Below are 23,937 nucleotides of genomic sequence, written 5' to 3' on the forward strand. Positions count from 1 at the left end.
GAACGTCATGACTACAGGATGCGGATGTGGTGGCGGCGGTGCTGGCGGTGGCGGTTGCAGTTCTTCGGCCAAGGCTGTGGACGTGGTGGTGCCCGAGGTCGAGGTGGCGGTTGAGCCGCAACTGATCGCCAGCAGCGAGCAGGAATGGCCGATTGTCAGCGTCAACGGGGTGCTGATCACCCCGGAAAATATGGCCCAGGAGTTGCAATATCACCCGGCCGAAAGCCGCGAGGAGGCGGTGTTTCTCGCCGCCCGCGCGCTGGTGATTCGTGAGCTGTTGCAGCAGCGGATCCGCGAGCTGGGTGTGCAACTGCAAGTCGGCGCCGGCGAGAACGAGGAAGAGGCGGCGACCCGCCTGTTGCTGGAGCGCGAAGTGACGGTGCCGGACTGCGATGAGGCCACCTGTGTGCGCTACTTCGAGAGCAATCGCGGGCGCTTTCACAGCGCGCCGTTGCTGGCCGTGCGGCATATTTTGCTGGAGTGTGCGCCGGACGATGCCGAGGCGCGCCATCAGGCCCATGCCCAGGCCGAGGTGCTGTTGCTGAGCCTGGAAGAGTCGCCCGGTGCCTTTGGCGAACTGGCGCTGAAGTATTCGGCGTGCCCGTCCAAGGCCCAGGGCGGCTCGCTCGGGCAAGTCAGCAAGGGCCAGACCGTGCCGGAGTTGGAGCGCCAGTTGTTCACCCTGGCACCGGGCCTGGCCAGTAAGCCTCTGGAAAGTCGCTACGGCTGGCATGTGATCTGCGTCGATCAGCGCATCGAAGGCCAGCCGCTGCCGTACGAGGCGGTGGCCACGGCGATCCGCACCCAGTTGCAGCAAGGGGTGTGGCAGAAGGCCCTGGTGCAATACCTGCAAACCCTGATTGGCGCGGCCGATGTGCGTGGCATCGCGTTGCAGGGCGCCGACTCGCCGTTGGTGCAGTGACATGAGCCTGGTGGATGGTGTGGGCCGTTCCATTGACTACCTGCGGCTGTCGGTGACCGATCGTTGTGATTTTCGCTGTGTGTATTGCATGGCGAAAAATATGACCTTCCTGCCGCGCCAGCAGGTGCTGACCCTGGAGGAACTGCAACGGCTGGCGACGGTGTTCGTCAGCCAGGGTGTGCGCAAGATCCGCCTGACCGGGGGCGAGCCGCTGATCCGTCCGGGCATTGTCGAGCTGTGCCGCCATATCGCTGCGTTGCCCGGCCTGCGCGAACTGGTGATGACCAGCAACGGCTCGCAACTGGGCCGCCTGGCGCGGCCGCTGGTGGAGGCCGGAGTCAAGCGCATGAACATCAGCCTCGACAGCCTCGATCCCGAACGCTTTCGCGCGATCACCCGCAACGGTGACCTGCGCCAGGTACTGGACGGCATCGAGGCGGCGCAGGATGCCGGGTTCGAGCGGGTCAAGCTCAACTGCGTGGTAATGAAGGGACGCAACTTCGATGAAGTCCCGGCGCTGGTGCAGTACGCCATCGACCAGGGCATCGATATCAGCTTTATCGAAGAGATGCCGCTGGGGGATGTGGGGCGCTCGCGGGGCGAATCCTTTTGCTCCAGCGAGCAGGTGCGGGCGGTGATCGCCGAGCATCATGGCTTACTCGACAGCACCGAAAACAGCGGCGGCCCGGCACGCTACGTGCGCCTGGCCCGGCATCCGCGCACGCGCATAGGCTTTATCTCGCCCAACTCCCATAACTTCTGTGCCAGCTGCAACCGGGTGCGGATGACAGTGGAGGGGCAGTTGCTGCTGTGCCTGGGGCAGGACAATGCGGTGGATTTTCGTGCGTTGTTGCGCCGCTACCCGCTGGACGACCGGCCGCTTGTGGAGGCACTGCACAAGGCGTTGCGGGGCAAGCCATCGCGCCATGATTTCACCGGGCAGGGCGAGGTGCAGGTGGTGCGGTTTATGAATATGAGTGGGGGGTGAGGCTGGCCAACAGTAGTTCCCATTGTTTTGTATCAAGGGCATTGTGCTGGCCCGCGTGGCTTTTTTTGGTCGTTACCATTGCCGGTTTCTACAACGTGCAATATCGACAAGGAACCCGGAATGAATCGATCAGATGATGGCCTCACCACACCACCTGAGGGATATGGCGACTGGTTGAAAGAACTGAAAAACCGCATCCACTCTGCCCAACTGCGTGCATCTCTGGCGGTAAACCGCGAGCTTGTGCTGCTGTACTGGCAGATTGGCCAGGACATATTGACCCGACAGGCGCAGCAGGGGTGGGGAGCCAAAGTCATTGAGCGTCTGGCGCGGGATTTGCGTTCGGCTTTTCCTGATATGAAAGGTTTTTCGCCGCGTAACCTCAAGTACATGCGCGCATTTGCTGAAGCCTGGCCGGACGCTGAGTTTGTGCAAGGGGTGCTTGCACAATTGCCTTGGTATCACCAATTAGCGCTGCTCGATAAGCTACCCGGCCCCGAAACCCGCCGCTGGTACGCCGCCCAAGCCATTGAACACAACTGGTCACGCAACATTCTGGTCATGCAGATCGAGACTCGTTTGCTCGAGCGCAGTGGCAATGCTGTCAGCAACTTCGAAACCCTGCTGCCCAAGCCCCAGTCGGACCTGGCCCGCGAGTCGCTGAAAGATCCCTATCGTTTCGACTTTCTGGGACTGACCCTGGACGCGCAGGAGCGCGAGATCGAAAGCGCACTGATCAGGCATGTCACCGACTTTCTACTGGAGTTGGGGGCAGGCTTTGCCTTTGTCGGCAAGCAGGTACTGCTGGATGTGGGCGGCGAGGAGTTCTTTATTGACCTGCTGTTTTATCACCTGAAACTGCGCTGTTACGTCGCTATCGAACTCAAGGCCGGCAAGTTCAAACCAGAGCATCTGGGGCAGTTGGGTTTTTACCTCGCGGCCGTGGATGCCCAACTCAAGCACCCACAAGACAGCCCCACCATTGGCCTGCTGCTGTGCAAAAGCAAAAACAAGATAGTGGCTGAATATGCCTTGCGTGACAGCGCTCGACCCATCGGGGTGGCGGAGTACCAGTTGGTCGACTCCCTCCCGGCAGAACTCCAAATCAGCTTGCCCAGCATTGAACAGATTGAACGTGAACTGGCCTGTGACGATACGTCTTCGCAAACTTGACCCTGATCAATTGCAAGTCCCCGTTCACTGCGTACCATCACTGCATATTGTGTTTATACTAACTATTAAATCTATATGTAGTGTTTGGAGCCCCCAATGCAGATCACCTCAAGCCCGCTGGTCAGTACCCGCCTACACAAGCGCGATGGCACTCAGGTCGCCTTTGACGCCGAGAAAATCCGCCAGGCGATGATCGCCGCCGGTAACGCCACCGGCGAGTATCAGGACGCCGAGGTCGACCTGTTGTTGGGCGCAGTGCTCGCCCGGTTGCGTGGGATCACCCGGCTGGATGTGGAGCAGATCCAGGACAGTGTCGAGCGGGTCTTGATGGATGCCGGGTACTTTATGGCGATGCGCGCCTATATCGTCTACCGCGAGCAGCATGGGCGCCTGCGCCGGGATCGCAAGACCCTGGTGGAGGTCGCTACGTCGATGAACGAGTACCTCGACCGTGAAGACTGGCGGGTGCAGGCCAATGCCAACCAGGGCTATTCCCTGGGCGGGCTGGTGCTTAATGTGTCGGGCAAGGTCACCGCCAATTACTGGCTGGACGAGGTCTACAGCCAGGAGATCGGCCAGGCCCATCGCGAGGCGGACTTGCATATCCATGACCTGGACATGCTCGCTGGCTACTGCGCCGGCTGGTCCCTGCGCACCCTGCTGCACGAAGGCCTCAATGGCGTGCCCGGCCGCGTCGAAGCCGGGCCGCCCAAGCACCTGGGCAGTGCCCTGGGGCAGATGGTCAACTTCCTCGGCACCCTGCAGAACGAGTGGGCCGGCGCCCAGGCGTTCAGCTCGTTCGACACCTACCTGGCGCCCTTTGTGCGCAAGGATCAACTGACGTTCCCCGAGATCCGCCAGGCGGTGCAGGAGTTCATCTACAACCTCAACGTGCCGTCGCGCTGGGGCACGCAAACGCCGTTTACCAACCTGACGTTCGACTGGGTTTGCCCCGAGGATTTGCGCGAGCAGATCCCGATCATCGGTGGCGAAGAAATGCCGTTTGCCTACGGTGACCTGCAAGCGGAAATGGAGCTGATCAACCGCGCCTATATCGAAGTGATGCAGGCGGGTGACGCCAAGGGTCGGGTGTTCACTTTCCCGATCCCCACCTACAACATCACCCATGACTTCCCGTGGGACAGTGAAAACGCCGACCGCCTGTTCGAGATGACCGCGCGCTACGGCCTGCCGTACTTCCAGAACTTCCTCAACTCGGATATGCAGCCCAACCAGGTGCGCTCGATGTGCTGCCGCTTGCAGTTGGACGTGCGCGAGTTGCTCAAGCGTGGCGGCGGGTTGTTCGGCTCGGCGGAGCAGACCGGTTCATTGGGCGTGGTGACGATCAACTGCGCGCGCCTGGGTTACCTGTTCAAGGGCGACACCAGTGGCCTGTTGCAGCGCCTGGACCACTTGATGGAACTGGCGATGGAGAGCCTGGAGGTCAAGCGCAAGGTGATCCAGCACCACATGGACGCCGGTCTGTATCCCTACACCAAGCGCTACCTGGGCACTTTGCGCAATCACTTCTCCACCATCGGCCTCAATGGCATGCACGAGATGCTGCGCAACTTCACCGGAGACGAGGAGGGCACGCATACCGCCCGTGGCCGCGAGTTTGCGTTGCAGGTGCTGGACCATGTGCGCGCCACGTTGCTGCGCTTCCAGGAAGACACCGGCCACCTGTACAACCTGGAAGCCACGCCGGCCGAAGGCACCACCTATCGGTTTGCCAAGGAAGACCTCAAGCGCTTCCCCGCGATCCTCCAGGCCGGCAGCCTTGACGCGCCTTACTACACCAACTCTTCGCAACTGCCGGTGGGCTACACCGAAGACCCCTTCGAAGCCCTGGAGCTGCAAGACGAGCTGCAATGCAAATACACCGGCGGCACCGTGCTGCACCTGTACATGGCCGAACAGATTTCCTCGGCCCAGGCCTGCAAGCAACTGGTACGCAAGGCCCTGGGGCGCTTCCGCCTGCCGTACCTGACGGTGACGCCGACGTTCTCCATCTGCCCGGTACACGGCTACCTGGCAGGCGAACATGAATTCTGCCCCAAGTGCGACGAGGTTATAGCCCTCGACAAAACCCTGTAGGAGCGGGCCAAGGGCCCAACGTATTCCAACCCCAAGGAGATTCACCATGCAAACCACCCAGCCACAACGCCAACGCTGTGAAGTCTGGACCCGTGTCATGGGTTACCACCGACCGGTTTCGGCCTTTAACCCCGGCAAACAATCGGAGCACCGTGAGCGCGCGCACTTTACCGAAAGTGCCGCTGCGGCCGGGCGCCAATGAGTCGAGCGCTACGGGTCGGGGGCATGGTGCCCCTGACCACCCTCGACTACCCCGGCATGCTCGCCTGCGTGCTGTTTTGCCAGGGTTGTGCCTGGCGCTGTCGGTATTGCCATAACCCGGACCTGATCCCCCCTCGCGGCAGCGATGAGGTGGATTGGCGCCGGGTTTTGCTGTTTCTGCAACGCCGCCAGGACCTGCTGGACGCCGTGGTGTTCAGCGGTGGTGAACCGACCTTGCAGGAAGGCCTGCCGGCCGCCATGGACGAAGTGCGCGAGATGGGTTTTCGTATCGGTCTGCACAGTGCCGGGATCAAGCCCGGTGCGTTCGGCCATGCCCTGGCCCATGCCGACTGGGTTGGCTTCGACGTCAAGGCCCTGGCCGAGGACTGCCAGTTGATCACCCAGGTCAAGGGCAGCGGCGCCGCCAATTGGCGCAGCCTCGACCTGCTGCTGCACAGCGGCGTGGACTATGAATGCCGCACCACCGTGCATTGGCACCTGATCGACCCGCAGCGCCTGTTGCAGCTGGCCCAGCGTTTGCAAGAACGGGGAGTCAAGCGCTTCGCCGTACAGTTGGTGCGCACCGCGCGCATGCTCGATGAGCAACTGCCGAGCGTTTCGGCACAGGCCTTGCTGCCTGAACTATGGGAGAAAATGCGGGCATTGTTCCCGGCATTTGTTTTACGGGGCTGATCCCTTCGCGGAGCCCTTTCAAGCGTGGCGATTGAACTCCCACCGGATTATCAAAGATGCTGCCCCTCGTGGGCAGGTATTCATCAGGGAGCTTATGACATGACTCGATTAACCACCGCCCGCCGCATCGCGATCGGCTTTGCCATCGCACCCTTGGCCCTGGCTGGCATGGCGTTCTATGCCCTGCACGACCTGGGCACCCTTAAGGAACAATCGGAACTGATCGTGCAGCAGGACTGGCCGAAAATCGCCCCGATCATGGTGATTGCCACTGGTGTGCGCGACAACGGCCGCAACACCCGTGACTTGCTGATCGACCAGGACAACCAGGCCGCGCAACAGGCCATTGCCACCACCCGGCAACGCATCACCGATGCCTTCACCCAGTTGGAGCCATTGTTCAACACGCCGACGGGCCAGGCGGCCTATGCCGATCTGAAACAGCGTCGCGAAGCTTATGTCGGCGCCTTTACCCAGGTGCAGGCGCTGATCCGCCAGGGCGCCCATGCCGAGGGTGTGGCGCAGCTCAAGCAGAACGTACAACCTGCCGAGCAGGCCGTCTTCAAGAGCCTGGAGGCGATGATGGCCCTGCAGGGGCAGATCTTTACCGAGCGCGAACACGCGGCGCAGACCCTGTACAGCGAGGCACGGCGCAACATGCTCGGGCTGTTCCTGCTGTGCGTGGCCCTGGTGGTGGCGGCAGCGGTGATTGTCACCCGCAGCGTGACCCGGCCCCTGGGCGGTGAGCCCGACGAGGCCGCCCGTGTGTTGAGCCAGATTGCCCAGGGCGACCTGACCACCCCGGTACCAACGGCGGGCAGCGCTGACGGCAGCGTGATGAAAAACATGCAGCAGATGCAGCACAACCTCAACGAAATGGTGCGCCAGATCGCCGCGTCAGTGGATCGTGTGGCCAGCTCTTCCGAGGAGTTGAGCGCGGTCAGCAGCCAGACCAGCAGCAGCTTGCAGTTGCAAGGCATGGAGATCGAACAGGCCGCCACGGCGGTCAACGAGATGACGGCGGCGGTCGATGAAGTGGCGCGCAATGCGGTGAGCACCAGTGAAGCCTCGCGCTTGTCGGCGCAGACCGCCCAGTTGGGGCGCGATCAAGTGCAGGAAACGGTCGCCTCGATCAACACCCTGGCCGACGGCGTCAGTGGCACCTCGGTGCGGATCCAGCAACTGGCCGGGCGGGTGCAGGACATCAGTGGCGTGCTGGAAGTAATCCGCAGCATTGCCGACCAGACCAACCTGCTGGCGCTCAACGCGGCCATCGAAGCGGCACGGGCCGGGGACGCCGGGCGCGGGTTTGCGGTGGTGGCCGATGAGGTGCGGGCCCTGGCCCATCGCACCCAGGCCTCGACCCAGGAGATCGAGCAGATGATCGGCAATATCCGCCAAGACACCGAACAGGCCGTGACCGCGATGCAGGGCAGCAGTGACCTGGTACGGGCCACCTTGGGCGTGGCACAGCGTTCGGGCGAAGCCCTGGAAGCGATTACCCAGTCGATCTCGCAGATCAACGAACGCAACCTGATGATCGCCAGCGCCACTGAAGAGCAGGCACTGGTGGCGCGGGAGGTGGATCGCAACCTGGTGGGCATTCGCAACCTGTCCGAGCAGGTGTTGCTGGGGGCCCGGCATACCGATACGGCGGGGCATGAATTGGCACAGATGGCCAGCGAGTTGCACCTGACGGTCGCCAGGTTCCGCGTTTAGCGCTGGGCCTCCCTAATGTCGTTCAGTTAAGCGCAGATCCCCTGTGGGAGCGGGCTTGCTCGCGAAAGCAGTGGGTCAGTCAACATCAATGGTTGCTGGGCCGACGCCTTCGCGGCGATGCGGCGATCCGACAAGCCCGCTCCCACATTTGATCTTCGCTGCTTTGAGCATCGCGTTCGCTTAATTGAACGGTGTTCTACAGGCTCCAGCCCCAGAACTGTAGCCACCAGCCATACGCCACCAGCCCATTAGCCAGTAGCAGGCAAGCCGAGGCCGCGCAGCGTCGCGCCAAGGGTGTGTCGGCCAACTGTTGCCACGCCAGCCACACACACCAAGCGACAGCCCCGGCCAGCAATGCGCCGCGCGCCGGTTGCACCCATTCCAGTAACAACCCTTCATAACGCAACAACTTCACCGTGGTTGCCGACAGCCCGAGGAACAGCCCCGCACCGCCAAGGGGCGTCAAGGTCAGCGCCAGGGCCCAATACCGTGCACGGTCCCCACTCAAGCCTGCGGCCAGGCGCACCAGCCCCATCAATGCGCCGCCGATCAACAGGCTGCTGGCGCCCAGGTACACGACGATGCAAAAGCCATCCAGCCAACTGAAGCTGTCGTTGGCCTGGGGATAATGAGTCAACAACCACCAGGGCGCGCTGTCCTGCAACGGCCATAGCCAATCGTGTTCCACCAGCCACTGTGCGACGAACTGTTTGAACGTGATGAACCAAGGGCTGACGGTCCACTGGAAGGCGCCCATCGCCAGGCCGATCACTCCAAATAGCAACAAGCGCGTATCCCAGGGCTGCGCGGGTTTGCGCGGGGCCTGGAGGATTTCGTTGTTGCACGAGCGGGCAATCAACTGCACCGCGCCGCGTTGCCCGCTACAGCGCCCGCACGCGTGGCAATCGCTGGCGCCTTGCAGGCGGCGGATGTCCAGCAGCGGCGCGCAGTTGGGCAAGGGCAGGCGCGGACCGTCGTTGGCTTTCCAGCGTTGCTCGTCGACCTGGAAGTGCACCGGCGCCAGGCGCGCGAGCAGGGCGAAAACACCGCTGACCGGGCACAGGTAGCGGCACCACACCCGTTTGCCGCGCACAAACAGCAGGCCCACCAGCACTGCGGCCACCGTTGAGCCGCCGAGGATCAGCAAGGCGGCCTGGGCGTAGTCGTACACACTGATCAGTTGGCCGTAGAGGGTGGTCAGGCAGAAACCCACGGTAGGCCAGCCGCCCCAGCGGATCCAGTTGGGGATACCCAGGCCGCGCCCATGGCGGCTGGCCCATTCGCTCAAGGAGCCTTCGGGGCAGAGCACGCCGCACCACACACGGCCAAACAGCACGATGGACAGCACCACGAACGGCCACCACACACCCCAGAACAGGAACTGTGCCAGTAGGGTCAGGTTGTCCAGCAGGCGCGCCTGGCTGCTGGGCAGCGCGAGCAACGCGGGCACGACCAGCAGTCCTGCGTAGAACAGCACTACCGCCCATTGCACGCCGCGAATCAACCGCCCATGGCGGCACATGCCATCCCCCAGGCGTTGCAGCCAGGGGCTGTTCACAACGGCGCTCGTCGGGCGCGATACAGCCCTTGGCCGACCAGCAGCCAATAGCCTGCCAGCACCAGCAGGGTGACTGCGCTGGGCGTCGCGCGGTACCCGGCAAAGCCGGCGAGCACTGCGCCCAGGCCGTGGCTGTCACTGAGCAGGGCAGTGCTGTCCCACCAGGCTTCGCCCACCAGGGTGTAGACCCAATCGGGCATGTCCATGGCCAACAGCTGCCCGCCAATACGTTCCACGGCGGCCACCAGCAGGGCAGCCGCCAACAGCAGCAACAGCACCTCGCTGAGAGCAAAAAACCGCGACCAGGAGATCAGCCGCCGCGTGCTGCGCAGCAGCATCACCGTCAGTCCGGCCAACACCAGGCCGAGCACGCCGCCAACGGCGAACAGGCCCAGTGCCGGGCCGTGTAGCTGGGCACCGGCACCGTACAGGAACACCACGCTTTCGCTGCCTTCGCGGCTGACCGCCAACAACGCCAGCAACAACAACCCCAGGCCGCCCTGGCGCGCCGCGCGCTGGTCGGCGTCGCGCAGCAGGGTATGGCGCAGGTTTGGCCCGTGGCGGTGCATCCAGAACACCATCTGTACCATCAACAGGCTTGCCAGCAAGGTCATGCCGGCCTGGAACCATTCGCCGCTGGGGCCGCTCATGGCTTCGCCGGCCCACAGCATCAAGCCGGCCAACCCGGCGGAACACAGCAGGCCCAGCGCCACGCCGGCCCACAGGAAGCGCCCCAGGCGCGAGCCCTCGGGCTGTTGGCTGATCCAGGCCTGGAGAATGCCGATCACCAGCAACGCCTCGACGCTTTCTCGCCAGACGATAAACATCGATTGATTCATCTAATGCTCCCGGGCCGTTATTCGGCGAGGATGCTGCCCTCGGGCAGCTGTGAGTTGAATTCGTCGAAAAACGGATAGGCGCCGGGCTTGAGCGGGTGGATCACGACAAAGGTGGTCACCCCCGGCGACAGCACTTTTTCCACGCGCAGCGGCGTGCTCTCGAACTCGGCCGGGCCCTGGCCGATATTCTTCAGCACGATCTTGAAGCGCTGGCCGGCCGCCACCTTGAGTTGCGCCGGGTTGAAGTGGCCGTCTTGCAGGGTTAATTCATAGGTGGGCAAGGGCGCTGCCAGAGCCGTGCCACAGGCCAGCAGCGCGCACAGGGCGAGGGGATTGCGCATTCAGTAACCGCCTTTCTTGCCGATCCCCGCATAGACGAATTCGTAATGCACTTCGCAGCGCTCGAACCAAGGGGCTACGCCGGTTTCCTTGTCGGTATGCCGCCCCAGTGAGCCATGACCGCTGGGCGGCATCACCGTGAAGGTCAGTTGGTATTTGCCAGGGCCGAGCAGTTTGACGTTGTCGCCGTAGTGCGGCCCGTCGTTGGCCACCATGGCGTGGAATTCACCGATGATCGGGCTGGCACCGCCTTGTTTCTGCAGGCGGAACGTTACGTTCAGGTAGGGTACGAAACTGCCTTCCTGGAAGCCCTGCTGGTTGTCGGCGGTGGCGCGGATGTCGGCCTCCAGGTGCACATCCGAATCGGCAGTGGCGCGCATCATGCCCGGTGGCGCCATTTCGATTGGTTGCAGATAGACCGCGCCGACTTCCAGGCCGGGACACATTTGTGGTTCGCCGATCGGGTATTCCTTGGCGACGGCCGCGCCAGTCGACAGCAGCAGGGCCAGTGACAGCGTGAAGGGGATGCGCATGGGTGTTTCCTGACAGGGCAAATGAGAAGCCGAGTCTAGAAAGCTTTGCTGTAAATAATAATGATTCCCGTCAAGTTTCCAGGTCTGTGGCCACAACCATTCTTGACGTTGGTCAAGGCTGTGGGCAGGCGCTGGCCGTAGGATCAAATCACCGCCCACCGCTGTGGAGCCTACTCATGGCCAAGCCGTTCCCGCTCAACCCCAAACACCCCGAGCGTATCTGCTGGGGCTGCGACCGTTATTGCGCGACCACTGCGCTGGCCTGCGGCAACGGCGCCGACCGCACCATGCATCCGGCCGAGATGATCGGCGAGGACTGGTACCTGCATGGCGACTGGGGCATTGAGTTGCCGATTGCCACGGATAAGGTGCCGCAGGGCAACTGACCGCGAAGGGGGCAATGTGCGGCGCCGTTGCCGGGTATGCAGGTGGTGGCGGATAAAAAACGGTTAAATGCAAAAAGAGTTGTCCACGAAAACCGTGGGTATCTCTGTGGATAACCTTGCGTGGCCCCGGCAGCACTGGCGATTCTAGCTGCGGTCAATATTTGATCAGGATCGTTTGCAAGCCTTTTGGCGCGCGGCTTGCGCTTGACACGCATCGTTGAAATCGGTGCCGGATTCGCACTTTTACAGCAAACCCTGCAGTGCCTGGCGATAGCTGCGCCCCCCCAGGCTCAGGCTGTTGTTGTGGCTGGCTCCCGGCACCAGCAGCAAATGCTTGGGCTCTTGGGCGGCATCAAATAATTGCTGGCTGAAACGCGGCGGTACGTAGCGGTCATCGAGGCCGTGTACCACCAGCAAGGGCATGTGGATATCGGCGATTTTGTCGATGGAATCAAACTTCTGCGACAGCAACCAGCGCACCGGCAGCGAGGTGTTGGCCACCGCCGCCGCAACATCGGCCAGGGAGGTAAAGGTGGATTCGATCACCAGCCCACGTACCGGTGGCGGCAGCTGTTGCGCGGCTGCCTGCTGACCCAGTTCGGCCGCGAGGTCGATGGCTACGGCGCCGCCCAGGGAGTGGCCGTAGATCAGGCGCTTGCCCGGGTCCGGTTGCAGCACCTGGAAGCGCTCCCAGGCAATCCGTGCATCCTGGTAAACGCTGGTTTCTGATGGCAGGTCGCCCCGGCTCTGGCCAAAGCCCCGGTAGTCGATGGCCAGCACGGAGTAGCCCTGGGCGTGCAGTTGCTCGATGCGAAACAACTGGCCGGTGAGGTTCCAGCGCACCCCGTGCAGGTAGAGGATCGCCGGTGCGTCTTTTTTCGCCGCCGGCCACCACCAGCCATGCAGGCTCTGCCCGGACTTGAAGCTGGCCGGCTTGAGTTCGAACTCCTGCACATCGCTGGGCAGGCCGCGATACCAACTGGCAGTACCGGGCTCGATACGAAACACCAGTTCCCGCTCCTTGTGTTGCAGCACATTGCACCCCACCGGCAGGCCCAGGATCAGCAGTGCCATGCACAGCAGGGGCAGACGCAGGCGTGAGAGAAAACGTGAGGACATGGCGGTTCCAGGACAGGCGCAAAGCAGGATTTTTACCAGATGCCTTGTCAGTGAAGGGATTATTCAGACAGCCGTCAGGGAGCGATTGCTTGCAAAGTGTTGCAGGCGGTCTGCACGCGGTTGCGTCCCTGGTCCTTGGCGCGGTACAGCGCCTGGTCTGCCTGGGACAACAGCCGCGACAGAGCGTGGCAGCCCGCAGTGGTGGTCACCACCCCGATACTCACACTGAGGAACCCCGGCGCCAGCAGGTCCAGTTCGGCAAACCGCTGGCGAATGCGTTCGGCGACCTGCACGGCGCCTTGCTCATCGGTATCGGCCAGCAGGCAGGCAAACTCTTCGCCGCCGATGCGCGCGAACAGATCGTGCTTGCGCAGGATCGACGAGGTCAGTTGGCTGAAGGCAATCAACGCCTGGTCGCCCATGGGGTGCCCGAAACTGTCGTTGAGGCGCTTGAAATAGTCGAGGTCGCATAACAGCAAAGTCACCGGCTTGCCGTGTTGCTGGCTGTCGGCCAGAAGTTTTTCGCCATGCAGCATGAAGGCCCGGCGATTGCCGATACCGGTCAGTACGTCGGTGAGGGCGGCGGCCTTGAAGTTGAGCTCGGCGCGCTCCTTGACCATCGCCAGGGTGACGTAGGCGATGCCGATCGCATACAGCATCGATTCGAACAACATGAACGAGAAGAACGGCACGCCTTCGCCCACCAGCGTGTTTTCATTCTTGATCGGCATGCCGGGGTCGATCACTGCGCGCACGCAGTAAAACGTCGTGTGAAACAGCATCAGCCCCACAGCCGGCAGATAGGCTACTTCCAGGTGTCGGCGATGGCGCCACAACTCCAGCGCCGACAGCACGCCATAGCTGGCGGCTACCAGGGAGTACAGGGTCACCCGGCTGGACATCGAGCCATAAAACGGCGGCACCAGGCACATCACCAGCCACAGCGCCGGGCCTGCGAGGATGCCCGGCAGATAGGGCTTGCCATGGACGAACAGGCGCATGGCGGTCCAGTTCATGGCGGCGCTGAGCAACAGCACCACATTGCCCAGGACCAGCGCGACAAAATCCACGCCCACGCCGCGCACCACGATCAAGGCGGTGCCGAGGGACGCCAGCATCAGCATCACCCCCAAATAGCCCAGGGTGGGCTCGCGCACACGGTGCCAGGCGTGGACAGTGAGCAGGCCCATCAGGCAAAAAACGAAGACCGCGACCATCAAGAGCGTCGGTATGTGCAGCATCATGTCCTTGACCCCGCAAGATGCACTGTCGAGATAACCCCCGGCAGACACACGCCAAAGCGGTCATCCGGTGCAGAAAGGGCGCAATTGTAGCCGGATAACGCGGATCAATGCTGGCCTAAGGACAGCTTGACGTTGAGCGCACGTCCCCGACATGCTGCGCCCCCCCTGCGACCAAAAGGACTTCCCATGGACAACAGCCCCGTACGCATCACCGGCGAAGAGCTGCTCTCGGACAACTGGTACCTGCTGAAAAAGTACAGCTTCGACCTGCGCCGCCGCGACGGCAGTTGGCAAGCCCAGACCCGCGAGGTGTACGACCGCGGCAATGGCGCGACCATCCTCCTGTACAACACCTTGCAGCGCACGGTGTTGCTGATTCGCCAGTTCCGCATGCCGACCTTCGTCAATGGCCACGACGGCTACCTGATCGAAACCGCCGCGGGCCTGCTGGACAACGCCAGCCCTGAAGAGCGTATCCGCCTGGAAGCCGAGGAAGAGACCGGCTACCGCATCGGCCATGTCGAGAAAATCTACTCGGCATTCATGAGCCCCGGTTCGGTGACCGAGCGCATTCATTTCTTTATCGGTGAGTACCAACCCGGCGACCGTGTGGGCGAGGGCGGCGGGCTTGAAGAGGAGGGCGAGGATATCGACGTGCTGGAGCTGGGGTTTGACGAGGCCATCGCCATGGTAACGCGCGGTGAGATTGTCGATGGCAAGACCATCATGCTCCTGCAATACCTGGAGCTGCGGCTGCTCAAGGCGACCCTGACGCTTGCGTAGACGCCGGCTTGCCGGCGCCTGCAGGGGCATTTTCTTCAATACGCACTGGCTACAGGAACGTAGCGTACAGGCCTCGTCCCCCTGTCATTACAAAAAGGAAGTGCAATGAGTGTGCTCATGTCCATGGCCGCCTTCGCCCTGGCGACCTCTATCACCCCCGGCCCCGTCAATATCGTCGCCCTTGGCTCGGGTGCGCGCTTTGGTTTTGTCGCCAGCCAGAAGCACGTGGCCGGCGCGGCGCTGGGGTTCACGGTGTTGTTGGTATTGATCGGCCTGGGCCTGCACGAACTGCTGGTGCGTTGGCCGATCTTGACCCAGGGCATCCAGTGGGGTGGGGTGGTATTCCTGCTGTACATGGCCTACAAGCTGGCGATCGATGACGGCCGGCTGGATGCCCAAGAGGCCGGCGTTGCGCCGTCGATGTTGTATGGCGCGGTCATGCAATGGCTCAACCCCAAGGCCTGGCTGGCGTGCGTGGCGGGCATGGGGCTGTTTGCGGCCGATGGCGAGGCCACGCGGGTCTGGCAACTGGCGGCGGTGTACCTGGTGATTTGCTACCTGTCGGTGGCGTGCTGGTCGTATGTGGGCACGTTCTTGCGTCGTTACCTGAGCAATGCCCAGGGCATGCGCCTGTTCAACCGGGCCATGGCACTGTTGCTGGTGCTCAGTGTGGCGTACCTGTTGCTGGGCTGAGTCAGCCGCGATATTGCCCAGGTGTGGCGGCCAGGTGTTGCTTGAACGTGCGCTGGAAGTGCGCCTGGTCGGCAAAGCCTGCGGCCAGTGCCACATCGGCAATCAACCGGCCGTTGCGCAGTTGGTTGCGGGCAAACTGGATCCGCTGGTTGACCAGGAATGCATGGGGTGTCATCCCGTAAGACTGCTTGAACGCACGGATCAGGTACGACGGCGACAGCTGCGCGGCCTGGCAGATCTCGTCGAGTTTCAGCGCCTCGGTGCAATGTTCGCGGATGTACTCGGCGGCGCGTTCGAGCTTGTGATTGACCTCCCGTAGCCGCGTCGCAGCGGGGTTCAGGCGCAGCTGTACCTCAGTGAAAAAACTCACCACGGCACTGTGTTTGTGCAGCTGTTCGGCGTGCTCGTCGGTCAGCACGGCGTACAGCTCAAGCAGGCCTGCAAACAGCAGCGGGTCATCGGTATGGGTGGTGCTGAAGCGGCGAAAGTCCAAGTCGTAGGCAAACCCCAACTGGTGTTGCAGGTCGGTCAGCCAGGGGGTGTCGATATAGAGCATGTGATACGACCAGGGCTGGTCGTCGATGGGATTGCAGGCGTGCACGTCGCCGGGGTTCATCAGCACCACGGTGCCGGTGTGGATTTGGAACGTGTCCGGGCCATGGATATACAGGCTCTGCCCGGCGGTGATCGCACCAATCGAGAAATGATCGTGGGCATGCCGGGTGTAGCAGACCTTGCGCCCGTCATCGATGGTGCGCGCCTCGATAAACGGCAGGCTGGCATCACGCCAGAAGCGCGGGGCGGCCAGGTCGGGCAGCGACATGATGCAATCTCCGAAGATCTTGTAGGAGCCCGATGATTGCACATAAATACGGCGCCGACCTTATGTAGGATCCGGTTTGCCTGCGATGGCGGTGGTTCAGTCGGGGGATTTGGCGACTGCTCTACCGCCATCGCAGGCAAGCCAGCTCCTACATTTTTAGGGGGCGTATCCAGGGCTTAGAAGTCCCAGCGCGTCGCCAGTTGCAGGCTGCGCGGCTCGCCGTAGAAGCCGGTACCGAAGTTGCCCAGGCCGGTGTAGTACTTTTTATCCAGGGCATTTTTCACGTTCAAGGTGGCACTCAGGTGCTCGTTGAAGCGATAGCGCGCCATCAGGTCTACCAGGTAGTAGCTGTCCTGGGTGATGCGTGTGTATTGGCCGAAGTTGACCGTGTCATTCGGGTTGGGCTGGAACACATTGCCGAAGAACTCGCTCTGCCAGTTGACCCCGGCACCGAGGGTTACCTTGTCCAGCGCGCCAGGCAGGCGGTAGGTGTTGAACAGGCGCACCACTTGTTGCGGCGTGGTGGTTTGCAGCACCGAGCTGTAGACGTAATCGTCGTTGGCATCGCGGGTGTGCTGGTAGGTGTAGCCGGCCGAGACATTCCAGCCGTCCAGCACTTCGCCGGCCAGTTCCACTTCAAAGCCCTTGGTGGTGGCACCGGCAATCGGGCGATAGATCGAGTCGCTTTCAAATCCCGAGACGTATTGCGCGACATTGTCCTGTTCGATGCGGAACGCGGCGAAGCTGGCATTCAGGCGGCCATCGAAAAAGGCCGCCTTGAGCCCGGCTTCGTAGGTGTCGCCTTCGATTGCGTCGAGCAACTTGCGATCGGCGTCCTTGCTGTTCTGTGGCCGGTAGATCTTGGTGTAGCTGCTGTACACCGACCAGATATCGTTGAGGTCGTAGACCACCCCGGCGTAGGGCGTCACCACCCCGGTTTGCTTGTAGCTGCTGCGGGCGTCGGCGGTCGTTGCAGCGTAGAAGTCGGTGGTGTCGGTGTTGCTGAAATTGCTGACGCGGGTACCCAGGATCACCGACAGGTCATCGGTAGGTTTGAGGCGGGTCGCCAGGTAGGCGCCGGTCTGGCGTTGCACAATATCGTTCTGGCCGCTGCGCGGGATGTCCGGCTTGGCGTATTCGCCACGCCAGTCATAGATGCTGCCGCCCACTGGCGGGTAGATCGAGCCGTAGACCGGCACATCCTGTTTTGAGCGGGTCGCCATAAAGCCCATGATCAACTCATGCTCGCGGCCAAACAGGCTGAACGGGCCGTTGAGGTTGACGTCGAGGGTGTTCTGCACCTGGTCGCCCTTGTACTTGCCCATGAACATGTACATGCCTTCGCCGGTAACCTGGTCCGGGTTGCCGCCGCTGGCGGAGGCGAGCAGGGTGTCGTGCTGGCTGCGCTTGCGGTCCAGGCTGACTTTGAGCGACCAGTCGTTGGCCAGCTTTTGCTGGACCGAGGCGAAGATCGTCTGGTTCTGGAAGTCGCGGCGGCTCCAGTCGGCAGCCGGGTTGAACGAGCGCGAGAAATTCGTGCGATTGCCATTGCTGAAATACATCGGGAACCCGGTCCAGCTGGCGCCACGGGAGCGGGTGTCCTGCTGGTCGATGCCGAAGGTCAGCAGGGTGTCGGGGGTCAGATCGGCTTCGAGGATGCCGTAGGCAATGTCCTTGGTGTGCTGGTAGTGGTCCAGGTACGACGAGCGATCCTGGTAAACCCCGACAAAGCGCCCGCGCACATTGCCCGACTCGGTCAGCGGCCCGGAGATATCGCCTTCGGTGCGGTAGTTGTCCCAGGAACCCACGGTGCCGGTGACCGAGGCCTTGAAGTCCTTGGTGGGCTTTTTGCGGATCAGGTTGACCGTGGCCGAAGGATCGCCCGAGCCGCTCATCAGGCCCGATGAGCCCTTGATGATTTCCAGGTGGTCGTACACCGCCATGTCGGTACTGGTGGTGCCGTAGTCGTACACACCGTCATAGGTGGAGTTGACGCCGTCGTACTGGAAGTTGGTGATCGGCAGGCCGCGGCTGGAGAACTCCCAGCGCTCGCTGTCGTAGTTCTGCACGCTGACGCCAGGGGCGCGGCGCAGGGTGTCGGCGATGTTGTTGGAACCCTGGTCATCCATCTGCTGACGGGTGATCACGGTGACCGACTGCGGTGTCTCGCGGATCGACAGCGGCAGGCCGGTGGCCGAGGCCATCGAGCCGGTGGTGTAGGAGTGGCTGTCTTCGGTGGTGGCACCCAGGGCCACGCCGGAGATGGTGGTGGCGCCCAGCTCCAGTTCGCCGGTATTGAGCGGCGCCAGTTCCAGCACATAGCCATTGTCGCCCTGGGGCTGAGCCTGCAAACCACTGCCTTGCAATAACCGCTGCAACCCGGCGGCCGGGGTGTAGCTGCCACTGAGTCCAGGGCTGGTCTTCCCGGCTGCCAGGCTGTTGTGGCCGGCGATAAACACCCCGGACTGCTCGGCAAAGCGATTCAGCACGCTGACCAGCGACCCAGCGCCGATGTTGTAGCTGCGCGTGGTTTGCTGGGTAGACGGCGTTTCCACCGCCTGCACATTGAGCGGGCCCAGGCAGAGCAGGGTCGCGGTGATGGCCAGCGCCAGGGGGCGCAGCGTGAAAGCAGCGGGTTGCGGCATGGAAGGTTCCCTACGGATTCGGCGAATGTGAAAGCGTCTGCTGGGTTAACCGAACGAACGTCGAAAAGGGGAACTGCGGGAGTGAAAAAATGTTGCCCCGATCAATCTTTTGTAGGAAGCGGCAAGCCAGCTCCTACAGGGCGGTGTGTCTGGGGCCTACGTTGACCCACCAAGGCAGCACTCTGTCTACCTGGATCGGCAGCGCCGCCTCTAGCAGCCGCAACGCATGCTCGCTGTCCTTGAGCGGGAAGGAGCCCATCACTGGCAGGTGGGCCACGGCCGGATCACAACCCAGGTGGCCGGGCCGGTAGCGGTTCAGTTCGCCAATCAATTGGCCCAGGGGCAGGTTGTCGGCCAGCAGCACACCCCGGCTCCATGCCTCGCGGGTGGCGGATGCCGCGACCGTACTGCGGATCGTGCGCCGATCGAACACCGCCTGTTGCCCGGTCTCGATAATGCGCACCTGCTGGCTATCGGCGGTGCGCACTTCTACCCGGCCGTCGAAGACATTCAGGTGGGTGCCGTCCTCGCCTTGCAACACACTGAAGCGGGTGCCCAGGGCGCGCAGGCGGCCGTGCTCGGTGTCGACAAGGAACGGGCGCTGGAGGTCCTTGGCGGTGTCGATCAGCACTTCGCCAAAACGCAGTTGCAGCAGGCGCTGCCGGGCGTCGAACCGCACGTCCATGGCGCTCAGGGCGTTGAGCCAGATATGGGTGCCGTCGGTGAGCACGGCATCGCGGATCTCGCCGCTGGCCGTGGCGTAGTCGGCGCTCCAGCCGCCGACCACCCGGGGCAGGGCGGTGCTGCGCCAGGTGCCCCAGGTCAATGCTGAACCTGCGCCCAGCACCAGTAGCGTCTTGAGGGTTTGCCGCCGGCTGCTGCGCAGGGCGCGGCCAGCGCCGATGGGTTCGTCGGTCAGGGGCGCGAAGCGTTGGCTGACGCGCTCGACGTAACGCCAGGCGACCTGGTGCTCGGGGTTCTGCCCCAGCCATGTTTGCCAATGCTGCTGCGCCTGACTGTCGCCTTGCGGGTCTTGCAGGCGCACATACCATTGGGCTGCCTGCTGCAGGCTGGCGTGGCTGAGTTTTGCGCTGGAGTTCATTCCACCAGCAACCCGTCGAGTTCGGCTTCCAGCACCGCGCAGTGCAACAGCGCCTGGGCCATGTATTTTTTCACCATGCGCTCACAGACCCCCAGTTGCACGGCGATTTGCTTGTAGGTCAGGCCATGCAGTTGCGCCAGCAGGAAGGCGTCGCTGACCTTGCGCGGCAGGCGCGCGAGCATGGCGTCTACTTCGTACAGGGTTTCGACGATGATCGCCCGCTGTTCCGGCGATGGCTGCACCGCTTGCGGGCGCTCGGCGAGGCTTTGCAGCCAGGCCTGTTCCAGTTGACGGCGGCGCCAATGGTCGATGCACAGGCCTCGGGCGATGGTTGCCAGGTAGGAGCGCTCACGCACGGCGTCGGCCTGGTCGGGCGGGCGCTTGAGGACGCGGATAAAGGTGTCTTGCGCCAGGTCGGCGGCATCCCAGCGATTGCTCAGGCGCCGGCGCAACAGGCCGAGCAGCCAGGAGTGGTGGCTGCCGTAGAGCTGACTGAATGGCGTGGGGGAAGTCGACACAATATCCAACCGGCGCTGATGCCATGACGTGAATAGGAATTGGTCGCGATTAAAGCAAAGGCCTGCGCCCAGCGCAAATGATATTGGTTTGCTTTTGCGAAAGAGGTTGCCTGCAGATCTGCACAGATCAAATTGATGCCGAGCGCGAAAAACTCGCGCTTTAATCTGAGATAAATGACTTCAGATTTTTTTGCACCCATTGCAACAGAATATCAAAACAGGCCGGCAGGCTCGGCCTGAATATCCCAGCTAAAGATCAGAACCTCCTTTGCATCACTCCCCGCACCACCCCCCGACCGTGTACTTGATATCGGTACTCTCCATGTGAAAGCCGGCAAATACCCTGCGAATGTCAGGATGATCATTGAGGCTAATAATGGCCTCATACTGTTCCAGACCGAAAGGAACACCCTAGCCCCGCGTCTGCCAGTACGGAGGGTCGCAGTAGAACAGCGTATGTTCACGGTCATACTTCTTCATTACCTCCTGCCAGCCAAGATGCGCTGCTGATAGAGTCTCCTCGCTCCGTAGCAAGTTCAGTCCTGGTGGTGTGGTAGTCGCCGTACCGTAGGTCTGACCATCAACGCGGCCCCCGAGGGCAGACTGCTGTAGGTAATAGAATCTGGCGGCCCGCTGGATATCAGTCAGCGTTCCCGGTCTGGTTATTTGCAACCACTTAAACACCTGGCGGCTCGACAAAGCCTACTTGAACTGCCTGACAAACTCTTCCAGTTGGTTCTGTACAACTCGGTAAAGGTTGATTAGATCGCCGTTAACGTCATTTAGCACTTCGACGTCTGCCGGTACCGGCCGTAGGAAGAACAGTGCGCTGGCTGGAAGTGATGCGCACAGCCTGGGCCAATGAGTGGCCCAGGGCGTTTAAACGAGTTTAAAGAGTGTTGATATTTCTTAGAAAACTGCCGGTTAAAGGTGACTAAATTTTCCGTAATGAATTAGGTATAGCGCCTAAAGGCCCATCTGTGATGATAAAGCTCACTCGATCTCCTACCTTAAAGTAACTACTGCGCAAGCTAGGCCAGGGTGATATAGAGCCTTCCACAGTGGGCCGTCCTAAATCGGACTTTGTAATAACACTCGGTTCGTCTGGTAAAGGAAATGGATCTATAGCGTCACCATCAAAATCCTCCGGTCCATAGTTGGAACCTATATCGAAAATCACATCTTTACTTCCTCCATCGGGTTTTACGACCGCAGACTTCGTAGGAGGTTTTTCTGGCTCTCCCCAAACTATAGCTATCTGAGGGTAGTCACCAATTGATGTAATGACGCCAGTGTAATTAGTCGTTGTAGTAGGCTTTGCCATGCTCGCTCTCCTTGCCAAAACTGGATTCGTGAGTATTGCCTGCAAAAATGAGGCACTGCAGGAGAGATGACACAACACTAATGGAAAGCCGGCTACTGTCAAAATTGACAGGCCAGGCTGTTATTTTGAGCAAATTCCCTACCATTCGTCTCTTTCAGCGTTGGTCTGGCTGGCCAGCTCGGCGGCAATGCTGCGCATCAGCAGCTCCGGCAGGCGGGGGCTATTGAGTTCGACAGTGATCATTGCAGTCTCCTAGGCGGCCTCTTGTTTGCGTTTGAACATGTCCGCCAACCCGGTACCAGGGGCATGGTTAAAACCTGGGTCCGTGCGGAACGTGATCGGTTTTCCTGCCGCGTCGGTGGTGCGCACCAGCGTCACCTGGGCGGTTCTGATTTCGCCCGTGCGTTTGTCGGTGCCGGTATCGACGGTTTGGCGGCGACCTCGTTACGTAGCGTGGTCATTTTCATTGCACTGGCTGCAACTCTATTTCAGAACTCCGCTCACCATGGACCGTTTTATCCCGGAGTGTCCCAGGTTTATCTCGCACCGCCCCTGGTATTTATCTCAGTCCTAAACATCAAGTGTGGGAGGCAGCGGTGGATCCCGCCCTCCCAGCATCAAGCCAGATCAGATACGCGAAGTCGGCACCAGGAACGCGGCCTCCAGCAGCTGCCGGGTATAGGCATGCTGCGGATCGGCGAAGATCGTCTTGGCATCCCCCTGTTCCACCACCTGGCCCTGCTTGACCACCATCAACTGATGGCTCAGGGCCTTGACCACCGCCAGGTCGTGGCTGATGAACAGGTAGGTCAGGTTGTACTTGGCTTGCAGGTTGCGCAGCAGTTCCACCACCTGGCGCTGTACCGTGCGGTCCAGGGCCGAGGTCGGTTCGTCCAGCAGGATCAGGCGTGGCTTGAGCACCAGGGTGCGGGCGATGGCGATGCGTTGGCGTTGGCCGCCGGAGAATTCGTGGGGGTAACGGTGGCGGGTCTGCGGGTCCAGCCCCACTTCCTCGAGCGCCGCGATAATCGCCGCTTCCTGTTCGCCAGCGGTGCCGATCTTATGGATGCGCAAGCCTTCGCCGACGATCTCGCTGACGCACATGCGTGGGCTCAGGCTGCCAAACGGGTCCTGGAACACCACCTGCATTTCCCGGCGCAATGGCCGTACCTGTTGTTGGGTCAGTTGGTCTAGTTGCTGGCCTTCAAAACGGATCCCGCCCTTGCTGCCGATCAGCCGCAGGATCGCCAGGCCGAGGGTGGATTTGCCCGAGCCGCTTTCACCGACAATGCCCAGGGTCTGGCCCTGGGGCAGGCTGAAGTGGATACCGTCCACGGCCTTGACGTAGTCGACGGTGTTGCGCAAAAAGCCTTTCTTGATCGGGAACCAGACCTTGAGGTCGTCGACTTCCAGCAGCGGCGGGCCAATCGCATTGGTCGCCGGCCCGCCACTGGGCTCGGCGGCCAGCAGTTCCTGGGTGTAAGGGTGCTGCGGGGAGCGGAACAGCGCCTCACAGGACGCCTGCTCGACAATGCAACCGCGCTGCATCACACACACGCGGTGGGCAATGCGCCGCACCAGGTTCAAGTCATGGCTGATCAGCAGCAGCGCCATGCCCAGGCGCGCCTGCAACTCCTTGAGCAGTTCGAGGATCTTCAACTGCACGGTCACGTCCAGGGCGGTGGTCGGCTCGTCGGCGATCAGCAGTTCCGGCTCGTTGGCCAGGGCCATGGCGATCATCACCCGCTGGCGCTGACCGCCGGACAATTCGTGGGGCAGGGCCTTGAGGCGCTTGTGCGGTTCGGGGATGCCCACCAGGTCGAGCAGCTCCAAGGTGCGCAGGGTTGCGGCCTTGCCGGTCAGGCCCTTGTGCAGGCCCAGTACTTCGTTGATCTGCTTTTCGATGGAGTGCAGTGGGTTCAGCGAGGTCATCGGCTCCTGGAAGATCATCGCAATGCGGTTGCCGCGAATCTGGCGCAAGGGCTTTTCTTTCAGGGTCAGCAGATCCTGCCCGGCATACTCGATGGTGCCGGATGGATGCCGCGCCAGGGGGTAGGGCAACAGGCGCAGGATCGAGTGGGCGGTCACCGATTTGCCGGAACCGCTTTCGCCGACCAGGGCCAGGGTTTCACCACGGCGAATATCGAAGCTGATGTTTTCCACCACGCGCTGATGCTGCTCGCCGGTGACGAACTCGACGCTGAGGTCGCGGACTTCGATCAGATTGTCCTGATTCAT

At 61.9% G+C, this 23,937-nt stretch carries 22 protein-coding genes and 1 pseudogene; 10 read left to right on the forward strand and 13 right to left on the reverse strand.

Features of this window, described 5'->3' with window-relative positions; translation table 11 throughout:
- Positions 1-7: 7 nt before the first annotated feature.
- From HBO12_RS02115 to HBO12_RS02145, 7 genes are all read left to right on the forward strand, one after another.
- Positions 8-922 (forward strand): peptidylprolyl isomerase, encoded by a 915-nt coding sequence (locus tag HBO12_RS02115; protein WP_170041293.1) that lies wholly within the window; start codon positions 8-10, stop codon positions 920-922.
- Between the two features lies 1 nt (position 923).
- A complete protein-coding gene (gene moaA, locus HBO12_RS02120) occupies positions 924-1,910 on the forward strand; it encodes a GTP 3',8-cyclase MoaA (RefSeq protein ID WP_170041294.1) in 987 nt (328 codons plus the stop codon).
- Between the two features lie 120 nt (positions 1,911-2,030).
- Positions 2,031-3,083 carry a PDDEXK nuclease domain-containing protein gene (locus HBO12_RS02125; RefSeq protein WP_170041608.1) on the forward strand — a complete coding sequence of 351 codons (1,053 nt, stop codon included), beginning with the start codon at positions 2,031-2,033 and terminating at the stop codon, positions 3,081-3,083.
- Positions 3,084-3,179: 96 nt separating this feature from the next.
- Positions 3,180-5,180, forward strand: a complete 2,001-nt coding sequence (locus HBO12_RS02130) for a ribonucleoside triphosphate reductase (protein ID WP_170041295.1) — start codon at positions 3,180-3,182, stop codon at positions 5,178-5,180.
- Between the two features lie 46 nt (positions 5,181-5,226).
- Positions 5,227-5,382 (forward strand): anaerobic ribonucleoside-triphosphate reductase, encoded by a 156-nt coding sequence (gene nrdD / locus HBO12_RS02135; RefSeq protein WP_029291331.1) that lies wholly within the window; start codon positions 5,227-5,229, stop codon positions 5,380-5,382.
- Positions 5,379-6,074, forward strand: a complete 696-nt coding sequence (locus HBO12_RS02140) for an anaerobic ribonucleoside-triphosphate reductase activating protein (protein ID WP_262376877.1) — start codon at positions 5,379-5,381, stop codon at positions 6,072-6,074. The genes nrdD and HBO12_RS02140 overlap by 4 nt, the downstream gene beginning before the upstream one ends.
- A gap of 99 nt (positions 6,075-6,173) precedes the next feature.
- Positions 6,174-7,793 (forward strand): methyl-accepting chemotaxis protein, encoded by a 1,620-nt coding sequence (locus tag HBO12_RS02145; RefSeq protein ID WP_170041296.1) that lies wholly within the window; start codon positions 6,174-6,176, stop codon positions 7,791-7,793.
- A gap of 196 nt (positions 7,794-7,989) precedes the next feature.
- Here HBO12_RS02145 and HBO12_RS02150 read toward each other — a convergent pair whose 3' ends face one another.
- Genes HBO12_RS02150 through HBO12_RS02165 form a run of 4 tightly spaced genes read right to left on the reverse strand, consistent with a single transcriptional unit; the run spans position 7,990 to position 11,062 of the window.
- Positions 7,990-9,315, reverse strand: a complete 1,326-nt coding sequence (locus HBO12_RS02150) for a 4Fe-4S binding protein (RefSeq protein WP_170041610.1) — start codon at positions 9,313-9,315, stop codon at positions 7,990-7,992.
- Between the two features lie 32 nt (positions 9,316-9,347).
- A complete protein-coding gene (locus HBO12_RS02155) occupies positions 9,348-10,190 on the reverse strand; it encodes an FTR1 family iron permease (RefSeq protein ID WP_169953216.1) in 843 nt (280 codons plus the stop codon).
- A 17-nt stretch (positions 10,191-10,207) separates the two neighbouring features.
- On the reverse strand, positions 10,208-10,531 hold the full coding sequence (locus tag HBO12_RS02160) for a cupredoxin domain-containing protein (protein WP_169953218.1): 324 nt from the start codon (positions 10,529-10,531) through the stop codon (positions 10,208-10,210).
- A complete protein-coding gene (locus HBO12_RS02165) occupies positions 10,532-11,062 on the reverse strand; it encodes an iron transporter (protein ID WP_169953220.1) in 531 nt (176 codons plus the stop codon).
- Positions 11,063-11,238: 176 nt separating this feature from the next.
- On the opposite strand from HBO12_RS02165, the gene HBO12_RS02170 reads away from it, so the two are divergent.
- A complete protein-coding gene (locus HBO12_RS02170; RefSeq protein ID WP_169953222.1) occupies positions 11,239-11,448 on the forward strand; it encodes a DUF3079 domain-containing protein in 210 nt (69 codons plus the stop codon).
- Positions 11,449-11,691: 243 nt separating this feature from the next.
- Here the strand turns inward: HBO12_RS02170 and HBO12_RS02175 are convergent, their stop codons facing one another.
- Positions 11,692-12,567 carry an alpha/beta hydrolase gene (locus HBO12_RS02175; RefSeq protein WP_170041297.1) on the reverse strand — a complete coding sequence of 292 codons (876 nt, stop codon included), beginning with the start codon at positions 12,565-12,567 and terminating at the stop codon, positions 11,692-11,694.
- A 74-nt stretch (positions 12,568-12,641) separates the two neighbouring features.
- Positions 12,642-13,811, reverse strand: a complete 1,170-nt coding sequence (locus HBO12_RS02180; protein WP_170041298.1) for a GGDEF domain-containing protein — start codon at positions 13,809-13,811, stop codon at positions 12,642-12,644.
- Positions 13,812-13,997: 186 nt separating this feature from the next.
- On the opposite strand from HBO12_RS02180, the gene HBO12_RS02185 reads away from it, so the two are divergent.
- Positions 13,998-14,594: an NUDIX domain-containing protein gene (locus tag HBO12_RS02185; RefSeq protein ID WP_169953230.1), complete on the forward strand. Its 597-nt coding sequence runs from the start codon at positions 13,998-14,000 to the stop codon at positions 14,592-14,594.
- Between the two features lie 105 nt (positions 14,595-14,699).
- Positions 14,700-15,287: a LysE family translocator gene (locus HBO12_RS02190; protein WP_170041299.1), complete on the forward strand. Its 588-nt coding sequence runs from the start codon at positions 14,700-14,702 to the stop codon at positions 15,285-15,287.
- Position 15,288: 1 nt separating this feature from the next.
- On the opposite strand, the gene HBO12_RS02195 is transcribed toward HBO12_RS02190, so the two are convergent.
- The 7 genes and pseudogenes from HBO12_RS02195 to HBO12_RS02220 all read right to left on the reverse strand — a co-directional run bounded on the left by HBO12_RS02195 (position 15,289) and on the right by HBO12_RS02220 (position 23,937).
- Positions 15,289-16,110 (reverse strand): AraC family transcriptional regulator, encoded by an 822-nt coding sequence (locus tag HBO12_RS02195; RefSeq protein ID WP_170041300.1) that lies wholly within the window; start codon positions 16,108-16,110, stop codon positions 15,289-15,291.
- A gap of 176 nt (positions 16,111-16,286) precedes the next feature.
- Positions 16,287-18,755, reverse strand: a complete 2,469-nt coding sequence (locus HBO12_RS02200) for a TonB-dependent siderophore receptor (RefSeq protein ID WP_170041301.1) — start codon at positions 18,753-18,755, stop codon at positions 16,287-16,289.
- Positions 18,756-18,888: 133 nt separating this feature from the next.
- Positions 18,889-19,857: a FecR domain-containing protein gene (locus tag HBO12_RS02205; protein WP_170041302.1), complete on the reverse strand. Its 969-nt coding sequence runs from the start codon at positions 19,855-19,857 to the stop codon at positions 18,889-18,891.
- Positions 19,854-20,384 (reverse strand): sigma-70 family RNA polymerase sigma factor, encoded by a 531-nt coding sequence (locus tag HBO12_RS02210; protein ID WP_169953240.1) that lies wholly within the window; start codon positions 20,382-20,384, stop codon positions 19,854-19,856. Before HBO12_RS02210 ends, HBO12_RS02205 begins: the two co-directional genes overlap by 4 nt.
- 203 nt (positions 20,385-20,587) lie before the next feature.
- A pseudogene (locus HBO12_RS28290) lies at positions 20,588-21,206 on the reverse strand (DNA adenine methylase); the annotation flags it as partial.
- A 103-nt stretch (positions 21,207-21,309) separates the two neighbouring features.
- Positions 21,310-21,699: a hypothetical protein gene (locus HBO12_RS02215; RefSeq protein ID WP_169953242.1), complete on the reverse strand. Its 390-nt coding sequence runs from the start codon at positions 21,697-21,699 to the stop codon at positions 21,310-21,312.
- A 627-nt stretch (positions 21,700-22,326) separates the two neighbouring features.
- Positions 22,327-23,937: an ABC transporter ATP-binding protein gene (locus tag HBO12_RS02220; protein ID WP_170041303.1), complete on the reverse strand. Its 1,611-nt coding sequence runs from the start codon at positions 23,935-23,937 to the stop codon at positions 22,327-22,329.

This window comes from Pseudomonas sp. WS 5059 (assembly GCF_012985525.1).
Lineage (GTDB): Bacteria > Pseudomonadota > Gammaproteobacteria > Pseudomonadales > Pseudomonadaceae > Aquipseudomonas.